Source organism: Joostella atrarenae, assembly GCF_021764745.1.
In the GTDB taxonomy this organism is placed as follows: Bacteria; Bacteroidota; Bacteroidia; order Flavobacteriales; family Flavobacteriaceae; genus Galbibacter; species Galbibacter atrarenae.
This window is the reverse complement of record NZ_JAETXX010000005.1, coordinates 209024-235220: the sequence shown is the minus strand read 5'-3', so window position 1 is coordinate 235220 and position 26197 is coordinate 209024. Positions and strand designations below refer to the sequence as shown.

Below are 26197 nucleotides of genomic sequence, written 5' to 3'. Positions count from 1 at the left end.
TTTTTTCTAATCAGTAATTACAAATATTGGTCCTGCTTTTCTAACCATCACTTCACTATCATTCATGTAATTTAATACATAATAATAAGTTCCCGTAGGTAGTTTTTGATTTCTCTGAATAGTCGCTCTACCATCAGAATAACCTCTAAATTTATCTCCTGAACTACCATATCCTTCAGTCATAAATACTCTTATACCCCATCTGTTGTATATTTCTACAGTATTATTTGGATAACATTCTATTCCTTTAATCTCTAATTCATCTGCTATTCCATCCCCATCTGGACTAATAATATCATACACAATAACCTCACAACTTTGTTTAGGCAATAATTGTGTCTTAGTGACATCGTCGGGGTTTCCATCACCATCTGGATCTTCATTTTCTGAATTGGTTGGGTCATCTGACGAATCTTCAACTATATTACCTTGGAAGTCTTCTGCTTTTACTATTGCCTGATTTTCTACAAAACCTCTTTCTAGGTCTGAATCTTTAACCGTATATGTGGCTTTAAAGTTAAGTTCATCTGTTTCACCTACTTCTAAAATTGGAATAGGTCTACCCACTAATTGAATTCCATCTAATACATCTGTAATATAAACGTCATATAATTCAACATCACCAGTATTCGTTATTGTGAAAGTATAACTAATTGTTTCTCCTTCATCTGTATAACCGTTATTATTCTCATCATTTAAGACTCCTATTTTTAATAAATCTATAGTCGCTTTCGTATCAAAATCTACTACAGTCTTATCATCCTCTGTATTTCCATCTGTACCATCTCCATTATCTGAAACATCTGTTACAATTTCTCCACTTGGAGTAACCGACTTAGCTTCAACATAATTAATTACAGATTTAGAATTAACATCACTTTGGGTAATTGTATAACTAGCATAATAAGTTACCACTTCTTGCACTTTTATTTCACCTTCAGGAGATCCTAAACTTGCACTTGAAAAAGTAGGCTCCATTGTTAATTGTAAAGAGTTACCATTTCCATCTGTGAGAATATCTGTAATTGTTAAATTAGATAATTTTACTTCACCCGTATTAATTATTTTAATAGTATAATCTATTATATCTCCTTCACTAGGTTTGTTGTCGCCATTATCTGTAGTCATTGCTTCCTTAGTTACTTTTAAAGATCCTAATTCTGGTAATGGCTCTATAATAACGACGGTTGAATCATCCTCAGTATTCCCATCTGTATCATCTCCATTATCCGAAACATCAGTTGCTTTATTACCATTAGCATCTATTGCATCTACAGTAATTGAGTTTTCAATATAGTCGGAATCAACATCTCCATCTTGAATAATATAACTCGCAGCATATGTTGCTATCTCACCTTTTAATAGCATTCCTTCTGAAGATCCCATTGTTGCATTTTCAAAAGAAGGTTCCGTCGTTAAATTGAGTACATCACCATTTCCATTAGTCATAGTATCCTCAAGGTTTACTCCTGATAAATTGATCTCACCAGTATTTTCAATAGTTATTGTATAATTGATAACATCACCAACACTTATCAATCCATCTCCGTCCACATCTACTACATCAGCGTATTTAGTAGCTTCTATACTTGGAGTTATATATGGTGGAATTATAGTCTCCGTTGGATCTTCCAAATCACCGTCGCCATTATCATCAACTCCATTTCCATCATCTGAAGTATCAGTAACATCAACTCCTTTTGGATCTTTACCTGTTGCTACAGCTTCATTTATTACCACACCAGCTTCTATATCTGCTTGTGTAATTGTATAAACAGCATTTGCCGTTCCTGTAGCTCCTGGAGCTAGATCTGATGGCGTAAGCGCTATTGCTGATAAACCTAATTTTGGATCATCTATACTGATTCCTGTTACAGTTACATTTCCTGTATTAGTAACTGTAAATGTGTATTCAATGGTATCTCCTATATCTGTATAACCATTACCATTGTCCTCTAATGTGGATGTTTTAATAAAGGTGAGTTCTGAGTTCTGTGTTAGTGGTGTTTCCGTTGGATCTTCCACATCGCCATCGCCATTATCATCAATTCCATTTCCATCATCTGAAGTATCGGTAACATCAACTCCTTTTGGATCTTTACCTGTTGCTACAGCTTCATTTATTACCACACCAGCTTCTATATCGTCTTGGGTAATTGTATAAATAGCACTTGCCGTTCCTACACCTCCTGGAGCTAAATCTGATGGTGTAAGCGCTATTGCTGATAAACCTAATTTTGGATCATCTATACTGATTCCTGTTACAGTTACATTTCCTGTATTTGATACTGTAAACGTATATTCAATTGTATCTCCTATATTTATTTCTCCATCTACACCATCATTTACAACAGATGTTTTTATAAAGGTGATTTCTGAATTTTGTCTTAGTGGTGTTTCCGTTGGATCTTCCACATCACCATCGCCATTATCATCAATTCCATTTCCATCATCTGAAGTATCGGTAACATCAACTCCATTTGGATCTTTACCTGTTGCTACAGCTTCATTAATAACCATACCAGCTTCTATATCGGCTTGTGTAATTGTATAAATAGCACTTGCCGTTCCTGTAGCTCCTGGAGCTAGATCTGAAGGTGTAAGCGCTATTGCTGATAAACCTAGTTTTTGATCATCTATACTGATCCCTGTAACAGTGACATTTCCTGTATTTGATACAGTAAACGTATATTCAATGGTATCTCCTGCATTTATTTCTCCATCGCCACCATCATCTACTACAGATGTTTTTATAAAGGTAAGTTGTGCATCTTTTGGAATTATAGTTTCTGTTTTATCATCTTCTGTATTTCCATCAGTATCGTCTCCGTTGTCAGAAATATCAGAAACACCTGTTCCTTGCTCACTTTCTCCTTCCGCTAACACACTATTTCTAATTCCTCCAGTATCAACATCATTTTGCGTTAATGTATAAGTAGCAGTATATGTAGCTACTTCATTTGGAAGCAAAATTCCTTCTGAGCTATTTAATGAAGAATTACTAAAAGTAGGTTCACTATCTAAGTTTAATGATTGGTTGTTTCCATCTAGTAACGTATCTGTTAATCCTACTGAATTTAAAGTAACATTACCTATGTTTTCTACTGAAATTGTATAGGTAACAATATCTCCAGCATTAGTAGTACCACTTGAATTAGTATCTGTGACAATAGCAGTTTTTACTACATTAATATCAGCATCTTCTGTAATTGGGAACTCTGTAGGGTTGTCTCCTGTTCCTGCTGAATCATTAGAAGTATCTGTTACCACTATTGAATCAGGTCCTGTTCCTGAAGCTAACACACTATTACTAACACCTCCGGCATCGATTGCTTCTTGTGCAATAGTATAACTTACCGTATAAACTGCAACTTCTGAAGGTTCTAAAGTTCCTTCTATATTATCTGATTGCGCGGAATCGAATTCTGGTGTTAAACTCGTACTTAAAGCACCTCCGTTAATACCGATAAACGTATCGACTACATTTACCCCTGTTAAAGTACTATTTCCTGTATTCGTTACTGTAATTGTATAATTTATAAGATCATCAATTCCTCCTGTAATTCCATCGCTATTTGCATCTGAAACTTGCTGTGTTTTAATCACCTCTATTTCAGAAGAAATGGTAATTGGAGTTACTGTTGGATCATCTCCTTCTCCTGTTGTATTATCACTATCTGAAACATCTGTAACTGGTTCTCCATCTGGATCCAATCCGTTTACAGTTGCTGAATTACTAACTTGACCTGCATTTACATCTGCTTGGGTAATTGTATAAGTACTCGAAACAGTTCCTGTTCCTCCAGGATTTAATATGGATGGCCTTACTGCTAAATCATCCTCTTGTAGTTTTGTATCTGTAATAGTTAAATTTCTAACTGTAACATTCCCTGTATTAGTTACTGTAAAGGAATAGCTAATAGCATCTCCAGCGTCATTCAATCCATTTCCATTAACATCAGAAATAGTTGACGATATTTTTATTAACTCTAATTCTGGGGCTTTTATCAATTCTACAAAATCATCATCAGTATCAGTCACTGGTTCGCTCTGAGTATCAACACCTCTTACTGTTGCATTATTTGTGACTCCCCCAGCATTCATATCTGATAACTTAATTATATAACTCACGGACAATTGAGTACTAGCTCCTGGAGTTAATTCTGTATCGGGTAAAGTAAGATCTATAGTATTAGGAAGGAAATCGTCTGTTAATACTAAATTTTCAACGGTAATATTTCCGGTATTGGTTACCGTAAAAGTATAGTTTATAGCATCCCCAGCATTTACTACGCCATCGCTATTAGCGTCACTATAAGCTCCTAATTTAGCTAGGTCTAATTGTGGTGTACTTTCAATCTCAGTTACTGTTGGATCTTCTGGGTTTGTATCGCCATTATCATCAACTCCATTACCATCATCTGATTCATCTGTAACATCAATACCATCTGGATCTTGACCTGTAGCTGTCGCTCTGTTTGTAACAGCCCCAGCGTCAATATCAGCTTGACTTATTGTATAAGTGGCAGTAGCTGTTCCTGTAGCTCCAGGAATTAAACTTATTGGTGATACTACTACATCTGTAAGTCCAATTCGTGAATCATCAATTAAGACATCTATAATTGTTACATTTCCTGTATTAGTCACTTCAAAGGTATAGTCAATAGTATCTCCAGCATTTACTACGCCATCACCACCATCATCTACAACAGATGTTTTAATAAAAGTAAGCTCTGCATCTTTTGGAATTATAGTTTCAGTTTTATCATCTTCTGTATTTCCATCAGTATCGTTTCCGTTATCAGAAATATCAGAAACATCTGTTCCTTGTGTACTTTGTCCTTCTGCTAATGCACTATTTCTAACTCCTCCAGCATCAATATCGCTTTGCATTAGTGTATAAGTGGCAGTATAAGTAGCTACTTCATTTGGAAGTAAATTTCCTTCTGAACTACTTAATGAAGAACTGCTAAAAGTAGGACCGCTATCCAAACTTAAAGCTTGATCGTTTGCATCTAATAACGTATCTGTTAATCCTATTGAATTTAAAGTAACATTACCTGTATTCTCTACTGAAATTGTATAGGTAATAATATCTCCAGCATTAGTTGTACCGCTTGAATTAGTATCTGCGACGATAGCAGTTTTTACCACATTAATATCGGCGTCTTCTGTAATTGGGAACTCTGTAGGATTATCTCCTGCTCCTGCTGCATTATTAGAAGTATCTGTTACTACTGTTGATTTAGGATCTGTCCCAGAAGCTAACACACTATTACTAACACCTCCAACATCGATTGTTTCTTGTACAATTGTATAACTTACCGTATAAACTGCAACTTCTGAAGGCTCTAATGTTCCTTCTGTATTATCCGATTGCGTTGAATCGAAATTTGGCGTTAAACTCGTACTTAAAGCTCCTCCATTGATATCAGTAAATGTATCAACTATATTTACTCCTGTTAAAGTAGTATTTCCTGTATTGGTAACTGTTATTGTATAACTTATAACATCATCTATTTCTCCTAAAATTCCATCAGTATCTTTATCTGTAACCTGTTGCGTTTTTACCACTTCTATTTCAGAAGAAATGGTAATCGGAGTGATTGTAGGATCATCTTCTCCTCCTGTTGTATTATCGTTATCTGAAACATCTGTAACGGTGTCGCCATCTGGATCCAACCCATTTACAGTTGCCGAGTTACTTATTTCTCCAGCATTAACATCTGCCTGTGTAATTGTATAGGTACTCGAAACGGTTGCTACTCCTCCTGGATTTAATATTGATGGTGTTAATCCTAAATTACTCTCTTGTAATTTTGTATCTGTAATAGTTAAACTTCTAACTGTAACATTTCCTGTATTGGTTACTGTAAATGTATACGCTATTGTATCTCCAGCATCATCCAATCCATTTCCGTTAACATCTGTAATAGCAGCCGATGTTTTTATTAATTCTAATGATGGCGCTTTCAATAATTCTACAAAATCATCATCAGTATCAGTAACTGCATTATTCTGTGGATCTGTACCAGCTACCTCAGCTTCATTAGTAACTCCACCAGCATTTATATCTAATTGTGTAACTGTATACGCTACAGTCAATTCTGTACTAGCTCCAGGAGCTAATTCTGTATCTGGTAAAGTAAGGTCTATAGAACTAGGTAAGAAATCGTCTGTTAATACAATATTATCTACGGTAATATTTCCTGTATTGGTTACCGTAAAGGTGTAATCTATAACATCACCAGCATTCACAACTCCATCGCTGTTAGCATCACTATAAGCTCCTAATTTAGCCAGTGTTAATTCTGGATTGTAACAAAAATCTACTTTTGTTGGTGTATCATTAAGAATATTTGTTCCTGAAACATCGTCTACAGTAGTCCCATTAGGAGCATTAGAAGTAACCGAAGCACTATTGCTTATACTTCCAGTATTAAGTACTGTTTGTGTTATAGTATAATCTGCTTCATATACCCATGTCTCAGTTACATCAAGAACGGTGTCGCTATTAGAATCTCCAGAAATTAAAGTTATAGCTCCTATTCCTGATAAAGTTTCTGTAATTACTACATCGCTTAATGATACATTTCCTCTATTAGATAATGTAAAAGTATACGTAATTGTTTCTCCAGCATCCGTACAGTTATTTCCATTTTCATCATTCTCAACTCCTTCTTTCACTAATTTTATTGATGGATTTGGTACGATAGGTGTTACTGTTGGATCATTATCTCCATCACCATCTGAATCGGTGTCACTAGGATTCCCATCATCTGAAACATCACTTACGTCCGTATTATTTGGTGTTTTTGAGTTTACAGTAATACTATTTTGTATTCCTCCAGCATCAACATCACTTTGTGTGATAATATAAGATGCATTATAAACAGCACTTTCCGTAGGAACAATAATTCCTTCCACACTACTTAAACTAGACGAATCGAATGTAGGCTCTGTATTGAGAGTTAATGTATTTCCACTTAAATCGGTTAGTACATCTGTAAGTACTAAGCTTCGTAATGTAACATTCCCTGTATTTGTAATTGTAATTTCATATTGAACCTCATCACCAACATCAATAGTTGTATTCGCATCATTTTGAACTATTGTAGCTTGTTTTAGGGCTACAATACTTGGATCTTCTGGAATTATAAGAGTGGTCTTATCATTAACAGTGTTCCCATCTGTATCATCTCCATCATCAGAAACATCGGAAACCTCTGTTCCTTTTGGACTATCTCCAGAAGCCAAAATACTATTACTTACACCTCCAGCGTCTATATCATTTTGCGTCAATGTATATGAAACCGTATAAGTTGCAGTTTCATTTATTAACAACGTTCCTTCATCACTTCCTTGATCTGCACTTACAAAAGTTGGTGCGTCTAATGCTATTACATTTCCTTTAGCATCAGTAAAAGTATCTATCAATGCAACACTACTTAAAGTTACATTACCTGTATTTGTAGCAGTAATAGTAAATGTAATTTGATCTCCAGCAGTCGGATTTGTAATTGGAGTTAAGAGTTTAACCGCTTCTATAGATGGATCCTCTGGAATTATAGTTTCTGTTGGATCATTACCTCCATCTCCATCAGAATCTGTATCGTTAGGATTTCCATCATCAGAAACATCAGAAACATCTGTTCCTTGTGTACTTTGTCCTTCTGCTAACGCACTATTTTTAACTCCTCCAGCATCAATATCGCTTTGCGTTAATGTATAAGTGGCAGTATAGGTAGCTACTTCATTTGGAAGTAAGCTTCCTTCTGAACTACTTAACGAGGAACTACTAAAAGTAGGACCGCTATCTAAACTTAAAGCTTGATCGTTTGCATCTAATAACGTATCTGTTAATCCTACTGAATTTAAAGTAACATTACCTGTATTCTCTACTGAAATTGTATAGGTAATAATATCTCCAGCATTAGTTGTACCGCTTGCATTAGTATCTGCTACAATAGCAGTTTTTATTATATTAATATCGGCGTCTTCTGTAATTGGGAACTCTGTAGGATTTTCTCCTGCTCCTGCTGCATTATTAGAAGTATCTGTTACTACTACTGTGTCAGGTCCCGTTCCAGAAGCTAACACACTATTACTAACACCTCCAGCATCGATTGCTTCTTGTGCAATTGTATAACTTACTGTATAAACTGCAATCTCTAAAGGCTCTAATGTTCCTTCTGTATTATCTGAAAGTCCTGCATCAAAAACTGGTGTTAAAGTCTCACTTAAAGCAACCTCATCTATATCTGTGAAGGTATCTACTACATTTACTCCAGTCAAAGTAGCATTTCCTATGTTGGTAACCGTTATTGTATAGGCGATAACATCATCTATTCCTCCTGAAATTCCATCACTATTTGTATCTGAAATTCTTTGCGTTTTAACCACCTCTATTTCAGAAGAAATTGTAATCGGAGTGATTGTTGGATCATCTTCTCCTCCTGTTGTATTATCGTTATCTGAAACATCTGTAACTGTGTCGCCATCTGGATCCAACCCATTTACAGTTGCCGAGTTACTTATTTCTCCAGCATTAACATCTGCCTGTGTAATTGTATAGGTACTCGAAACAGTTGCTACTCCTCCAGGATTTAATGTTGATGGCACTAATCCTAAATTACTCTCTTGTAATTTTGTATCTGTAATAGTTAAATTTCTAACTGTAACATTTCCTGTATTGGTTACTGTAAATGTATACGCTATTGTATCTCCAGCATCATCCAATCCATTTCCATTAACATCTGTAATAGCAGCCGATGTTTTTATTAATTCTAATGACGGAGCTTTTAATAATGGAGTAGTAACCTCACTAGTTGCCCCAACAGAAGCATTCTGTGGATCTGTACCAGCTACCTCAGCTTCATTAATAACGCTTCCAGCATTAATATCTGCTTGTGTAAATACATAAGTAGCACTAACTGTTGCTATAGCTCCAGGAACTAATTCTGTAGCAGATAAAGTAAGATCTGTTGAACTAGGTAAGAAATCGTCTGTTAACACAATATTGTCTATAGTAACATTTCCTGTATTTGTAACTGTAAAGGTGTATTCTATAGTATCCCCAGCACTATCATCTCCACTGCTATCTACATCTACTATAGCACTTGCCGTTTTTAAAAATGTTAATTCTGCATCTTTTGTAAGTGTTGTTTCCGTTGGGTTATCCGTACCATCTAATGAATCCCCATCATCAGAACGATCAGTAACAGGGTCTCCTGCTGGATCTTCTCCTGTAACAGTTGCTTGATTTATAAAAGAACCACTATCTATATCTGCCTGTGTAATTGTATAAACAAAAGACGCATCAGTAAAAGTTACATCTTCACCTGGGTCTAAACTTGTAGGCGTCACATCAAAATCGACAATTCCTATATCAGGATCGCTTATTTGAAGAACATCAACGGTTACGAATCCAGTATTTGTCAAGCTAAACGTATAAGTAATTGTATCTCCAGCATCCACTCTACTATCTCCTCCATCATTAATAGTTGCAGTTTTAATCAATTCTAATTCTGCTTCAGATGGAATTAGAGTTATTGTAGGGTCATTTCCTGGATCTCCATCAAAATTGGAATCTGTATTAGCATCACCATTATCAGAAATATCAGAAACTTGAGTTCCATCAGGATCATTTCCAGTAACTGTAGCTGTATTTTCTACTTCCCCTAAATTAATATCATCTTGAACAAGCACATACGTATAGGTGACATTTGCAACCTCATTTGGAGCCAAAGTAGTTGGAGTAACTACTAAATCTCCCACATTTGTTCCTAAACCATTATCTACTAAAGTAAGTCCGTTTATGGTTACGTTACCTGTATTTCTAATACTAAAAGTATAATTTATATTATCACCAGCTTGGTAAGATCCATCAGCAGGAAGTCCAATAACCTCATTAGGATCTGCTGTTTTCACTAAAGTAAGTGCTGCACTCTTAGTAATATTTGTTGTTGTTGGATTATTAGTTCCGTTAACAGGATTATCATCATCTGAAGTATCGGATACTGCTGTTCCTTGTGCAGTTGTTCCATTTGCATCAGCACTATTAATTACACCTCCAGCATTAACATCACTTTGAGTTAATATATAAGAGGCTGTATACGTAGCTGTTTCATTAGGAAGTAAAGTCCCTTCATCACTTCCTAAAGTAGCATCATCAAAAGTTGGAGTTGTAGTTAATGTTAAAGAATTTCCATCAGCATCAGTTAAAGTATCTGTAATAGAAAGACCACTAACGGTAACATTCCCCGTATTTGTAACTGTAATTTCATAATTTACTGTATCTCCAGCATTATCCGTATTACTATTATCTGTATCAACTAAATCGGCAGTTTTTATAACCTCAATACTTTCATTTTCATCTATAATCCAGACTGTAGGATTATCATCTCCATTAATATTAATTCCATCATCAGAAACATCAGAAACATCTACTCCAGTTGGTGATGTGGCTGTAGCTGATACGCTATTACTCACTCCCCCTTCATCTACATTAGATTGGGTTATGGTATAAGTAGCTGTATAATTAGCTTGTTCATTAGGTTTTAAATTTCCTAGCGTACTATTTAATGTGCTACTCACAAATGTTGGTCCGCTATCTAAACTTAAAGCACCTCCGTTTATATCCGTTAAAGTATCTACTAAATTAAGACCTGTAAGGCTTACATTCCCTGTATTTATTACTCTTATAGAATATGTTATTACATCATCTACACCACCAATAACCCCATCGCTATTAGTATCTACTACATTTTGAATCTTTATTACTAGAATGTCTGGTTCTGGAGCTAAGGTTGTTACCGTTGGTTTCTCTCCTGGATCGTCTGGATCATCATCAGAATCATCGTTTACATCACCTCCATCAGGATCTTCTCCTGTTGCTGTTGCTGTATTTACAACTTGCCCGGCATCTATATCACTTTGCTTAATAGCATATTCCGCTGTAGCAACACCAATTTCTCCTGGAGCCAAAGTTGATGGTGACAATCCTAAGTTAGTTATTCCAAGAGTTGCATCAGAAATACTAATAATTGTTACTGTTACATTTCCAACATTGGTCACTGTAAAAGTATATTCAATTACATCGCCAACATCATCAACACCACTACCATTTTTATCTACTACAACAGAAGTTTTTATAAGTTGTATTTCGGCATCTTTAGTAATTTCTACTACCGTAGCCCCTGTTCCGTTACTATTATTAGAAACAGCTGTAACATCATCTCCATTAGGATCTTCTCCTGTAGCTGTAGCCGTATTCGTTATTCTACCTGCATCTACATCCGCTTGTGTTATGGTATAAGAAACTGTTCTACTTCCTACAGCTCCTGGGTTTAGTGTGCTTGGTAATAAACTCACTCCAGGTGTTCCGATTCCGATTCTTGCATCTACAAGATTAATTCCAGTAATAGTTACATTACCTATGTTCGTAACGGTTAAATCATAAACAATTCTATCTCCAGCATTTTCAATACCGTCACCATTAGTATCTTCATAGGTTGCCTCTTTTAACAATGTGATTTCTCCGTTCTGATCGAACGTTGTTACTGTTGGCTCGTCTGGACCAGAAGTAGGCTTATTGTCTCCTGAAATATCTGTAACCTCAGAAGCATCATCAACTCTATTTCCAGTAACTGTTGCGGTATTGCTGACAGAACCTGAATTTATATCATCTTGAGTAACTGTATATTCAACATTTGCAGCAGTTCCAGATTGATTAGGTCCTAAAGTAGATGGCGTAACAACCATATCTGTCAATCCTAGTGGAGCATCATCAATAGTAATTGTTTCTATAGTGATATTCCCAGTATTTTTTACATCAAAACTATAAGTAATCGTTTCGTTTACATCTGCTAGATTATTTCCATTTTCATCATTAAATACCGCCGATTTTATAAGTTCCAAGGAAGCTTCTGTCATTAAGCTCACATATGTTGGATCATTATCACCGTCTGTATCGGGGTCTAAATCTGAATCTGCAGGATTCCCATCATCAGAAATATCTGTTACCGATGCTACATCTGGATCTGTTCCGCTAGTTGTAGCAGAATTTATTACTTCCCCAGCATCTATATCACTTTGTGTTAATGTATATGAAGCACTCACTATAGCAACTCCTCCAGGCTGTAGCGTAGTTGGAGAAACTGTTAGGTCTGTAGAAGCAGGTAAAAAATTATCTGTTAGCACGATATTATCAATCGTTACATTCCCAGTATTCTCAATAGTAAAGCTATAAAGAATAATATCTCCAACATTATTATCTCCACTACTGTCTACATCGGTAATATCTGTTATTTTTTTAATAAGTGTTAACGCTGCATCTTTAGGAATGTCTGTAACAGTTGGATCATCTCCTGTGTCTCCATCTCCAGTATTTCCATCATCTGAAATATCATCTACACTTGTTCCTACTGAAGTTGTTCCTTCTGCAAGAACGGAGTTTGTAACTCCTTCAGCATTAATATCACTTTGTGTTAAAATATAATTTGCAGTATAGGTTGCTATTTCTGAAGGAAGTAAAGTTCCTTGAGCACTTCCTGAATCTGCTCCAATAAAAGTTGGTCCGCTATTTAATGATAATGCATCTCCATTATTATCTGTAAAAGTATCGGTAAGGGTTATTGAATTTACGGTAACATTCCCTGTGTTTTCTACTGAAATAGTATAAATTATAACATCTCCAGCACTTACCATATTATCATTATCAACATCATCAATTGTAGCTCCTTTTATAACCTCTATTGATGGATCTTCGGTGATATTAAGAATTGTAGGAGCATCTAATTGATCTGTAACTTCTGTACCATTTGGATCATCTCCAGATGCTAAAACTTCATTATTTAAACCTCCTCCATTTACAGCTTTTTGCTTGATGGTATATGTTGCAGTGTATGTTGCAACTTCTGCTGGCTCCAAAACACCTTCATTATTATCTGAAGAGGAAGCTACAAAAGTAGGTCCGCTATCTAAGTTTAGAGAATTTCCTGCTACATCTGTAAACGTATCTGTAATACTCACATTTTCTAAAGAAACGTTCCCTGTATTTGTTACTGTAATCGTATAAGTAACAAGATCATTAATTCCGCCAGTAAGTCCATCACTATTAGTATCTGCAACAACCTGTGTTTTTGTTACCTGTATACTTGGCTCCCCTGTTATTGGTGTTACTGTAGGATCATCTCCTGTTCCATTCCCACTATCGGAAACATCAGTAACATCCATATCATCTGGATCCTTCCCTGTAACGGTAGCTGTATTTGTAATACTTCCTGCATTTACATCAGCCTGGGTAATAGTATAATTGCTTGTAATAGTACCGATAGCATTTGGCGCTAACGTTGATGGAACTACACCTAGGTTTGATACTGGTAATCTTGGATCAGAAATTATTAAACCTGTAACTGTTACATTCCCTGTATTAGTGACAGTAAATGTATAAGTAATAATATCTCCAGCATCGTTATTTCCATTTCCATTAGTATCTGCAATAACTGCTTCTTTTATTAATTCTAATGATGCGTCTTTTGGTAAATCTGTAATTGTTGCTCCTGTACCAGCTCCATTATCTGAAGTTGCAGTTACAGGATCTCCTTCTGGATCCGCTCCTGTTGCTATGGCAGTATTCGTTACATTTCCTGCATCTATATCTGATTGGGTAATCGAATAGGTTACCACAGAATACCCTAGCTCGCCAGGTGATAAATCTGTTATTGCTGTTGCTTCAGTTATATCTGTATAGATGTTTTCTGCAGAAGCTCCAATTCTACTATCTTCTATCGTAGTAGCACTTACGGTTACATTTCCTGTGTTTTCAACAGTAAAAGTATACGTAATAATATCTCCAACATTAACAACAGAATCTCCATTATCATCGACATATACACCTTCTTTTAGTAAGCTTATTTCTGGAACTTGCGTAAAGTTGGTAACTGTATTGTTATTTCCTCCATTTGTTGGATTCCCATCATCTGAAACATCAGAAACATCATTATTATCATCAGACCGTTGTCCTGTAGCTGTTGCGGTATTGCTAAAAGACCCATTGTCTATATCTTGTTGTAGAATTGTATAAGAAACATCGTTAATAACCCCTGATTGGCCTATCGCAAGAGTTGCCGGATTAAGAGTCGTTCCTGTAAAGCTTAGAATAGGATCATCTATTACAATATTTTCAATACTGATGTTTCCAGTATTTGTAACAGTAAAACTATAGGTAATTGTTTCTCCAGCTTGCGTAATCCCATCTCCATTTTCATCATTTAAAACTCCTAATTTCTGAAGGTCTAATTCTGCTAGAGTTGTAAGATCTACAACTGTAGGATCATTTTCAAAATCGCCATCGTTATCATCATCAACATTAGCATCTCCATTATCTGAAACATCTGTTACTGAATCTCCATCTGGATCATCCCCAGTAATTGTTGCTGAGTTTATAACCTCCCCAGTATTAACATCAGGATTTTGAACTATAAAATAATCAGCAGTAAAATTAATAACTTCTCCTGGAGCAATAGAAGTATCTGTTAATGTAAGGTCTGTAGAAGCTGGTAAATAATTATCCGTAAGGATTAAATTATCTATAGTTACATTCCCATTATTTTCAATTCTGAAAGTATATCTTATTCTATCCCCAGCATTATCATCTCCACTACCATCTACGTCTACAACAGTACTTGCCGTTTTTATTAAAGCCAACACAGGGTCTTTAGTTATTAAAGTTTCTGTAGGGTTATCATCTCCATTACCTGTAACACCATCATCAGAAATATCTGAAACATCCGTTCCTTGTTTTGTAACTCCATCTGCTGTAGCGGTGTTGCTCACACCACCAGCATCTACATCTGCTTGTGTAATATTATATGTAGCAGTATAAGTAGCTCTTTCTCCTGGAGCTAAACTTGTAGCTGTTCCATTCCCAGTAGCACTTACAAAACTAATTGGAGAAGTTAATGTTAACACTCCCCCTTCAGCATCTGTTAAATTATCTGTAATCGTTAAACTACTAACTGTAACATTTCCTAAATTTTCTATAGTAAAAGTATACGTAATAATATCTCCTGCATTATTTGTATTACTATTATCTACATCACTAACAGAAGCTGTTTTTATAAGCTCAATAATTGGATTTTCAATAATCAATAAATCTGTAGAATCATCAACATTGTTTCCATCAGTATCATCTCCATCATCAGAAACATCCTGTAATTGAGGTACATCTACTCCTGTACCTACAGCTACTGCACTATTTACAAGTCCACCAGCATCCACATCACTCTGCTTTAAGGTATAAATTGCATTATACGTAGCAGATTCTCCCACTAATAAAGTTCCTTCTGTACTTCCTAAGCTAGCACTCCCTGAAACATAAGTAGGCCCACTAGTTAAAGTTAAAGTAGCTCCCAAAGCATCTTCAAAAATATCCGTAACACTCACATTTGTTAGTGTTTCTTGACCATTATTAGTAACTGCTATTGTATAAGTAACAACATCTCCAGCATTTGTAGATCCATCGCTATTTGTATCCGCTATAGCCTGTGTTTTTGTTGCCTCTATACAATAATTTACAATTGTAATTGATAATGGTGTTGGAAGTACACATCCTTGATCATCTTCAACTGTAACTGTATAATTTCCTACTGCAAGTCCTGTAAATTCTCCTGTTGTATTGGTCTCGCTAGTTTCAGTAATAGTGTAAATGAAGCCACTATTCGATCCTCCTTGAGCTACCACTGTAAATGCCCCAATTGATGGACTATCACAAGTAACATTTTGATGATCTGAAATTTTCTCTGAAATACTCACAACAGCTGTTTCAGTTAAAGTAACAGTTATTGGATTTTCATTGGTACAACCATTAGTATCAGTAATTACTACAGAATAGGTTCCTGCTGTAAGTCCGTTTAAATCTTCGTTATTCTCTTGTCCCGTTGGAATGATTCCTCCATTAGTAGCGGTCCATAAATAAGTATATGACGGTGTTCCGCCAGTAGCTGTTAAGTTTATAGTTCCTGTAGCATCTCCATTACAAAGGATATTTACAGCTATAGTCGTTCCTGAAACTGCTGCAGCAGGTTCTGTAATTGTAACTTCTATAGTATTTGCATTGGTACAACCATTTGCATCAGTAATTACTACAGAATAGGTCCCTGCTGTAAGATTTGTTGGATCTTCAGTAACCTCCACCCCTGTTGGTATGGAACCATCTGTTGTTGTCCATAAATAAGTATAAGGTGCTGTACCACCAGTAGCTGTCAAATCTATAGCTCCTGAGTCATTACCAGCACATAAAATATTAGTTTGAGTTGTAGTTCCAGAAACGATAGCTGCTGGTTCTGTTATTACTACACTTATTGGACTTGCGTTTGTACAACCGTTAGCATCAGTAACTACTAAGTTATAACTCCCCGCAACAAGTCCGCTTATATCTTCATTAGTACTTGTTCCTGTTGGAATTACTCCCCCATTAGTCGCTGTCCATAAATAAGTATAAGAAGATGTTCCACCAGAAGCGGTTATATCTATTCCACCTGTAGCCTCATTAACACATAATACATCTGTTTTTGTGACACTCACAGTTAGTGCTTCTGCAGGTTCTGTAATTTGCACATTAATAGCTGTTGGGTTAGTACAACCATTAGCATCGGTAATTATTACTCTATAAATACCGTTTACTAAGTCTGTTAAATCTTGGTTATTCTCTTGTCCCGAAGGAACTGCTCCGCCAACTGTAGACCAAACGTATGTATAAGGTGCTGTACCACCAGCTGGTGTTAAATCTATAGAACCTGTATTATCTCCGTTACATAAAATATCAGTTTTTGTAATACTTCCTGAAACAACCTCAGCTGGCTCTGTAATTGTAACATCTATTGAAGCCGTTGAACATCCATTAAAATCTGTGATCACTACAGAATATGTTCCAGCTGGTAAATTTGTTAAATCCTGTGCAGTTTCTAATGAAGAAGGAATTGTTCCATCCGTTGTAGTCCAAGCATATGTATATGGTGTCACTCCACCAGTAGGTGTTAAATCTATAGAGCCTGTATTTCCACCATTACATGATACATTTGTTTGTGTAGCTGTTCCTGAAACAACAGATGTAGGCTCTCCTATTAAAACATTTATAGCTACTGGATTTGTACAGCCATTACTATCTGTAATTACAACGGAATACGTTCCTCCAGTAAGTCCCGTTAAATCTTCGTTCGTATTTGTTCCAGATGGAATTGTTCCATCGGAGGTACTCCATACATATGAATACGGTGGTGTACCTCCTGCTGGAGTAAGTGCAATTGCTCCTGTTGCGTCTCCAAAACAAGACACATCTGTTTGTACTGTAGTTCCGCTAACAACCAAGGGCTCTGAAACCGTAACATCTACTGTTGTTTCTGCCTCACAACTTGTATCGTTCGCATCTCTTACTTCAATAGTATAATCTCCTGCTGATAAACCAGCAAAAACACCATTTGTTACTGTTGTTGTAAAGCCATCGATACTATATTCATAAGTTCCACTACCTCCAGTAGCTGTAGCTGTAATACTTCCATCATCACCTCCATTACAACTAACACCAACTATTGTTGGAGTTGCCCCTATTACAAGTGCATCTGGCTGGTTTACTGTTACCGTTATTGGAGTTGCTGCCTCACAACTCGTATCGTTTGCATCTCTTGCCTCTATTGTATAGCTTCCTGCCGATAATCCAGTAAAATTACCATCTGTCACTGTTGTCGTAAAGCCATCGATACTATACTCATAAGTTCCACTACCTCCAGTGGCTGTAGCTGTAATACTTCCATTACTACCTCCATTACAAGTAACATCAACTACTGTAGGAGTCGCTCCAATTACAAGTGCATCTGGTTGACTTACTGTGGCTACTATTGATGATGGAGCCTCACAAGTGGTAAAGTTAGCATCTCTAACTTCTATGGTATAATTCCCTGTTGTTAAGCCAGTAAATACACCATTACTTACTGTTGTTGTAAAGCCATCGATACTATATTCATAGGTTCCGCTACCTCCAATGGCTGTAGCCGTAATTCGACCGTTATCACCTCCATTACAAGTAACATTTACTACCGTTGGCGTAGCTCCTATAACAATTGCTGTTGGCTCTGTAATTACTACATTTATTGAAGACGTTTCGCATCCATTAAGATCTTCTATTACTACGGAATATGTTCCTGATGTAAGTCCTGTTAAATCTTGACTTGTTTCTGATCCAACAGGGACTGTACCTCCATTTGTTGCTGTCCATTGGTAAGTGTATGGAGGTGTCCCGCCAGCAGGTGTTAAATCTATTTCACCTAAAGCTGCTCCGTTACATGTATTATTTGTTTGTGTAGCTGTTCCTGATAATGTTGCTGTAGGTTCTCCAATTAGTATAAACTTTGGAGATGGAATTGTACATCCATTAACATCTGTTATTACTACAGAATATGTTCCTCCAGTAAGTCCTGTTAAATCTTTATTAGTATTTGTTCCAGATGGAATTGTTCCGTCTGATGTACTCCATAAATATGAATACGGTGGTGTACCCCCTGCTGGAGTTAGAACAACTGCTCCCGTAGCTTCCCCAAAACAAGATACGTCTGTTTGCACTGTAGTTCCACTTATTGCCAAAGGTTCTGAAACCGCAACGTTTACAGGAGTTATTGCTTCACAACTTGTATCATTAGCATCTCTAGCTTCAATGGTATAATTTCCTGCTGATAACCCTGTGAAAACGCCATTTGGAACTGTTGTTGTAAAACCGTCTATACTAAATTGATAAACCCCACTCCCTCCAGTGGCCGAAACTGTTACACTTCCATTACTTCCTCCAGAACAAGTAACATCTACTACTGTTGGTGTATTTATTACAAGCGGTGATGGATCGTTTACTACAATATCTGTGATTGTAATAAAACACATCGTGATATTATCTGTTACTGTTACATCATAAATCCCAGCCTCTAAAGCTGATTGGTCTTGTGTATCTGCAACTACTCCATTAGTTCCTGTTGGACTCCACGCATAACTATAATCAAGACTTCCTCCAGAAACTGTAATATTTATAGCTCCATTATTACCTCCTGCACAACTAGGGCTCGTTATCTGAGTAACATCTACTGTTAAATCAGAAACAAAAGGAGTTATAATAATAGGAGTATTTGGAACTACTCCCTCACATATACTAGGATAAGCTGTAGAGGTTATTGTAATATCTGTATAACTTCCAACTTCTAAACCGCTTATAATAATTGTTCCATTTGATTGTGTTGTAGCTGTAAATGGAGTAATTGCACCCCCCTCATAAGTATAAGAAACGGTATAATCTGTTAAGGCTAAAAGACCTCCTCCCGATATAGTTATCATCCCATCATTTCCTGGATCACAAGAAGTAGGACTAACTGCTGTTGCTACTAAGGTAGCTTCATCAATCTCGCAACAAGTATCATTGATTGCGTCATCTAACCAATTTCCAACACTAGGAGTAAAGCATCCTACCGCTGTTACTAAGCCATTAGTATCTACTGCGGTGGCATCAATAGTTGCATAATCTGAAGTATTAATTTCATCATCAGTAAACCCTGCTTCAATCCCATCAGGACATGTATCTCCATCACTATCTAAATCTAAATAATCTGGAATAGCGTCTGGATTATCAGGGTGCAATGCATCTGTATTGATTGGCACAATAGAACCTACTGAAGACTCTCCCGTATTACACCCATTAGGGTCTAGAACATTACCTGGAGTGAACTTACAATCAACAAAATCAGGATTAGAACTTAAAGAAATATTCCCCGAAGCTTCCACTGCATCTGGAATTCCGTCATTATCACTATCTAAATCTAAATAATTAGGCACACCATCGCCATCAGTATCTACAGTACCATCTCCTTCAACCGAATCATAGATTCCGTCATTATCGCTATCAACATCAGCATAATCTGGTACACCATCGCCATCAGTATCTAATAATGTATTATCATAACAGTCACAAGAATTCCCTATACCATCATTATCATCATCGCTATCTAGTGTCTGACTATCTCCTACTCCTTGTCCTGTTCCTGCTATTAAAGGCACTCCATATGATGCGCTATTAGGATCTGTATCTACATCAACACCAAGATTATCAACATTTGGAGCTCCATAACCGTTAAATATAGGTTCTCCATTAGTATTACCTCCAGACATTGTTGATGCTACTAAATCTGATATCGTAAAGCTAGCATCACCTTCAAAAGCATCACTACAACCATCACCATCACTATCTAAATCAAATTGATTAAAAATTCCATCTTCATCAGTATCACACATAGAAGTATCAGACAGAATTATAATTTCTTGCATTCCTAAGCCTAAATTACTCGCATCTACTTTTTCTGCAATAAATTCTAACGAAGTAATATTATAAAACTGAAAAGTAAATCTTGAAAAAGAGTTTGAGCCGTTAGAGTCTTGATCATTTGCATTTCCTGTATAAATGTATATTCCCTTTTCATTATCAAAATCTATTGTGTAATTGTTATCAACGGGAGGTTCGATAATTTCAGCAGGTGGAGTAGAGAATGCACCAATTCTTTCTGTAACATCTAAATCATAAATATTAAAGCTATAACTTGATACATTAAAAGGTATTGTAGTCCCTGTTTCATAAAAATTAACTGTGATTATAGTCCGTTCGTTCGAATTTGGTAGGGAACTAGATATTTCACTTGTACTATTTCCTTCAATACCACTTCCTATCAAAAATTGATTATCGTCAGCTCCAAGAATATTATCAGTTCCTGATGAAGTAACAACCATATCAAAACCATATCCACTAAAATCATTTACAATAAATCCATTTGGAGATGTTGTAGCTACTACATCTTGTTGTGATTTTAAAATTGTAACTGGCTCACACTCATCTACATCTAAAATTCCATCATTATCATCATCTAAGTCATTTACATCAGTAATTCCATCACTATCTGTATCTAAACAAGCAGCTATAGATGAATACAGTACAAAGTTCTTATATGTAGACGAATAGTTTATTTCTCCTGAATCCGCACTACTCTCTACACTATCATCTAAACCATTTACTCCTACATTATTATTAGGGAACTGGAAATCTTCTGATAAATCTGTTGTAGCTCCACTCTCATATGCATCGCTACACATATCACCATCACTATCTAAGTCTAAACGATTTGGAATTCCGTCCCCATCTGTATCTATATCATTACAGACCTGTGTTATTTCATTACTATTCCCAAATAACACATCGGTGTATGTTCTTGAAGTAGGATCATTGGTGCTTAAAGCTAATTGATAATCGTCTACGGGAACTATTTGTGAATATCTAAGTTCCCCATTTTGATACATATTTAAATTACCGCTTTCATCTATTGAAATAGCAAAAATGTCATTACTAGAATAGTTGAATACCGAGGATATGGTACCATTTGCTCTTATATCAAATTGTGTACCTGACCTGAAATAAAACTTATAAGACTCACCACCTAAGCCAGCTCCATCTTTTACTCCATTCTCTGGAATAACTCCTAACATAGATGTAACATTCTGAGCTGCTACCTTATATTCCAAATACATTGGTAAGGATACACTTTGATCACTATATGTAGATCGCCATACATTGTTATTTACATTTCTATTAAAGGTTATAGAATTTTCTGTAGTAGTAGTATTTATTTGAACACTTCCTGTAAAGGTATAAGTAGATAAATCTTCATTAAAATAATATTGACAAAAACCTGAAGATTCATCAACATCTGGCACCCCATCATTATCATCATCAATATCACGAGAGTCACTTATTCCATCGCCATCAGTATCTACACATAAATCCAATTGATCATTTAAAGCATAAATAGAGTAATTACCTTCATAATCTGGGACTCCATTACCATCTATATCTACCTCATCTACTAAACCATCCCCATTGGTATCTGCTCCTGTAAACTGATGATCTGTTTCTTCTGAGTCGATAGCTCCCCCCTCAAAACTATCACTACAACCATCTCCATCACTATCGAGATCTAATCGATTAGGTGTTCCATCTCCATCAGTATCAAGGTCTGCTGCACATAACTCTGATAAATGTAATGCTAGGCCATCTGTTGTGGTATCATTATTATTTGTAAAATTAAGAGAGATCTGTTGGTATGAGCCTTCAAGTAGTATCGACCCAGAGGCACTCAAATCATTATCATTACAATCTACAGTCTGTGTTGTACCTGAGTTTATATCAGAAATTAAATTTCCTACTATTTGAATCTGATTATTTCCTTCTAGTAAAGAAATTCCAGCCAAACCTACCCCACTTACTTCTAGATATCTTTTGTCTAAACTATTTATATTAAGCACTATATCACTAACAACTGCATCGAAACTTATTGTCATAATGCTTCCTGATGGTGAACTACTAACCTCTAACTCAAATGCATCTGTTGCATTTTTTGCATAATAATAAATATCCTCGTCTGAAAAAAAACATGAACTTTCATCCGAAGTAAAACTTCTAATACGAATACTATTACTACTCTCAATAGCTTGATATCCGATACCACTAAATGCTAATTGCCCAGTAACTGATGTTGTTGTATTATAATTTCCAGGGCTTGCTTCTCCACTAATTATATTTGAAAATATCCCGATACAATCTTCTTGTTCATCTATATCTAAAATACCGTCATTATCATCATCTATGTCATCAATATCCAAGACACCATCACCATCAGAATCTAAACATAAGCTCTTACTTCCGTTAGCAGCATATGTGTCATAAGTACTTTGATAATTAACAACGTCATCTGTAGCTTCAACAATATCTGCTAGACCATTATTATTCGTGTCTTGAGCACCTCCAGCTGTAAATACAAATTGATTGTTTACAATTTCTGATGCAATTGCACCTGCTTCAAAACTATCGCTACAACCATCACCATCACTGTCTAGATCTAAAAAATTTTCAATTCCATCATTATCATAATCACATATATCTGTGGCTTCTGGAATTTCATTTCCTCGAACCCATAAATGAAAAGAAACATTGGCAGCTACCTCTCCAGAATTAAAAGTATATCCCTGTTGTGAGGTAGATGGAAGCCAATTAAAGCCATTTCCGTTTCCACATGTATGGTAAATACGCTCACTTAATACATTTGTATTTCCATTACACGTACCATTTGCATTAAACGAAGCTTGACCAACTCCTGTCCAAGAGTTATTAACCGTATTATCTGCAGACCCTCTGTTTAATGTAAAGTTAGAATTAATTCTATTCGCATGAGCTTCATTTGTAGAAACTACATCTACAACACCCATATTATCAGAAATTCTAACTTCAGCTATTCCATTTATTACCGCTAAAGTTGTAGGACTTAAAATTCCTCTTGTAGTTGTCCCCAAGCTACTACTTGCTGGTAATGTTCCTTCTCCGTTTCCAAAATCTATAGCTACCTCTACGTAACCATTTTCATCTACATAAGTAGAAAATGCTTCTCCTTGTAACTCAAAATAATAAATCCCTGCTCCCTTAACATTTCTTGCTTGCGCTATACTTGTAAATGGAGTGTCTTTTGTAATTCCATTCGAACAGTTTTCATCTCGATCTGGAACTCCGTCATTATCATCATCTATATCAACAAAATCTGTAAGTCCGTCTCCATCAGAATCCAAACAAACTCCAAGATTTGGATTTAAACCAAACTGAGAAAATGTGCTTTGATAGTTTAAGTTTCCAGAAACACCATCTTCCAATGAATCTTCTAAACCGTTTCCGTTAACATCTGTAATATTTGTAAAAATATATTCTGGAGCATTACTTGTTGTAGCACCAGCTTCTAATGCATCACTACATCCATCACCATCTGCATCTGGATCTAAGTGACTTGGTAAACCGTCATTATCAATATCACACAATCCATTTCCTGCAACAAAAGCTTCTGCCCCTCCTTTAACCCATAAACTTATATAACTATAATATTTTATCTCTTGAGAAGAGTTCTGTACTTTTTGGTCGTTGGTAACTGGTTTCCAAACCATTCCATTAGTATTCCCACAAGTATGAATAACCGTTTGTTGTAATTCTCTTTGATTAGTGTTAGTATTACAACTTGCATTTGCAGTTAACACTTGAGCGTTTGTTCCTGTCCAAGAGCTGTTAATAGCATTTGTAGCTTGCCCAATGTGTAAAGTCTGGTTTGTAACTAAGCGGTCTGCTATTTCTGACTCAGTTGTAACGGCATCTAAAAAACCATCGCTGTCGTTTATACGTACTTCTTCAATACCTGTTAATGAAGCTAAAATTTCAGGAGATAAAATTCCACGCTCTAAATTATTTATCACATTACCCTGTGGTATATCTCCAACTCCAAAACCATAATCTATAGCAACTTTAACATAACCATTACTATTTACATATGTTGAAAAAGGATAACCTCCTATATTAAAAAAATAAATTCCAGCAGCTGTAATATTACTAGCTTGAGAGATACTTGTAAAAGGAGTTCCCGAGGAAAGACCATCAGAACAACTCTCTTGGATATCTAAAACACCATCATTATCATCATCAATGTCATCGTTATCTAATACTCCATCATTATCAGAGTCTATACAAAACCCTGCATTACTATCCAATGCATATTGATTATAACTAGAAACATAATCTACTCTTCCATCGCCATTAACATCTACAGCATCTACTAAACCGTCATTATTACTATCAATATCAGGAAATTGATAATATGCATCAGTAACTGTAGTCGCTTTAGCTTCTAGCGCATCACTACAACCATCATTATCACTATCGTTATCAAATTTATTTTCAATACCATCTCCATCGGTATCGCTATAACACATTTTTACAGCTAGATAAAATGGATTTACGGTAGATGGATCGGAAGCTGCACCAAAAGGTAAAGAATAATCTATTTGGACACTAGTTATTCCTGCAGATGCTTCAAACTCACTCCTAAACCCACAAGAGTTAAAAGCTCCATTACCAGGCCTAGGCATTATATAACTATGGTTATTCTCACTTACTTTAGTGAAGTTTGGTAGTCGAAAGTTTGAAACTCCACAAACATTATTAAATCTCTCCCCTTCACTAAACACAGTTCCAGAGCTTAAAACTTCTATATTAACTTGTTCGTTTATGGAGTTCCCACCAGATACATTTCTAGCAAACAAATTACTCTCTGAATTTACAACTAGACTTCCAGGCAAAACAGAACCTATAAATGAAATTTTATATGAATTACTCGCTCCGCTGAAAGTTGGAATGAAATTTAAAAACTGACCATCTGTTGTAAATGTTGGTGCGGAAAAAAAATTCCCTGAGGCTTCGACTCTAACATCAAAACCAACAATTCCTGATACATCAGTATATGTCTGCGCAACCCCATTAGTGAAAATAATATCATTTATTAAACCTAATAAAGCAGTATCGATTGATACATAATCGGTACACTCGGTAGTATCTGGCACTCCATCGTTATCATCATCTAAATCATCCAAATTAGAAATACCATCTCCATCGGCATCATCCCCTGGCAAATATTGCAAATTACCTATATAAGAAGGTATGTTGATCGCTGCTATAGATTTCCCTACTTCTAAATTCCAATTACCATCTTTTCCAGTAATATCTGTAGAAGCTGCAACTGAAATATTAAGCTCTTTCTCTATATAAGCTACAGCATCTTTTCCAAATGCTCCTTTGGCAAATTCACATCCGTATATATTAAGGTGTGAAATTCGGTCTGAATTTAATGAGAATTTTTCTTTTAGAAAGCCAACAATTCCTTCTTTACCTAACCACTTATTATTAATATATAATTTACCAGGCTTACCGTGGGAAAACAGTTGATAAACAGAATTTAATTGAGCATAATCATTCAGCTCTAAAGATTGTATGTTCTTTAGAGCGCTATCAATATAAACATTAGAAGTATTATCTATTTTAGTTTTGTAATTATTAATTGTATTACCTTCTGAAATAGAAAAACAATTAATAAAAAAAAGTAAAATAACATTAAGTAATAGTTTCCCCATCCAACTACCTTTAATTTTAAATAAAATACCCTTCTATTGAAGTATATTTCACAACCACAAAATAGTAAATAAACGATATGAAGCTACCCAACTTAAGCTTCATAAATAATTAATAAGTTAATTATTT

At 35.7% G+C, this 26197-nt stretch carries 1 protein-coding gene; it reads right to left on the bottom strand.

All coding sequences use genetic code 11. The annotated features are described in order from the left end of the window. Positions 1-6: 6 nt before the first annotated feature. Positions 7-26070, bottom strand: coding sequence for a DUF7507 domain-containing protein (locus tag JM658_RS10020; protein ID WP_236959123.1), 26064 nt, complete (start codon positions 26068-26070; stop codon positions 7-9). Between the last annotated feature and the right edge of the window lie 127 nt (positions 26071-26197).

Bases quoted from the DNA above. Each gene is read 5' to 3' on its own strand.
- JM658_RS10020 (WP_236959123.1), bottom strand. From the start codon at position 26,070: ATGGGGAAACTATTACTTAATGTTATTTTACTTTTTTTTATTAATTGT.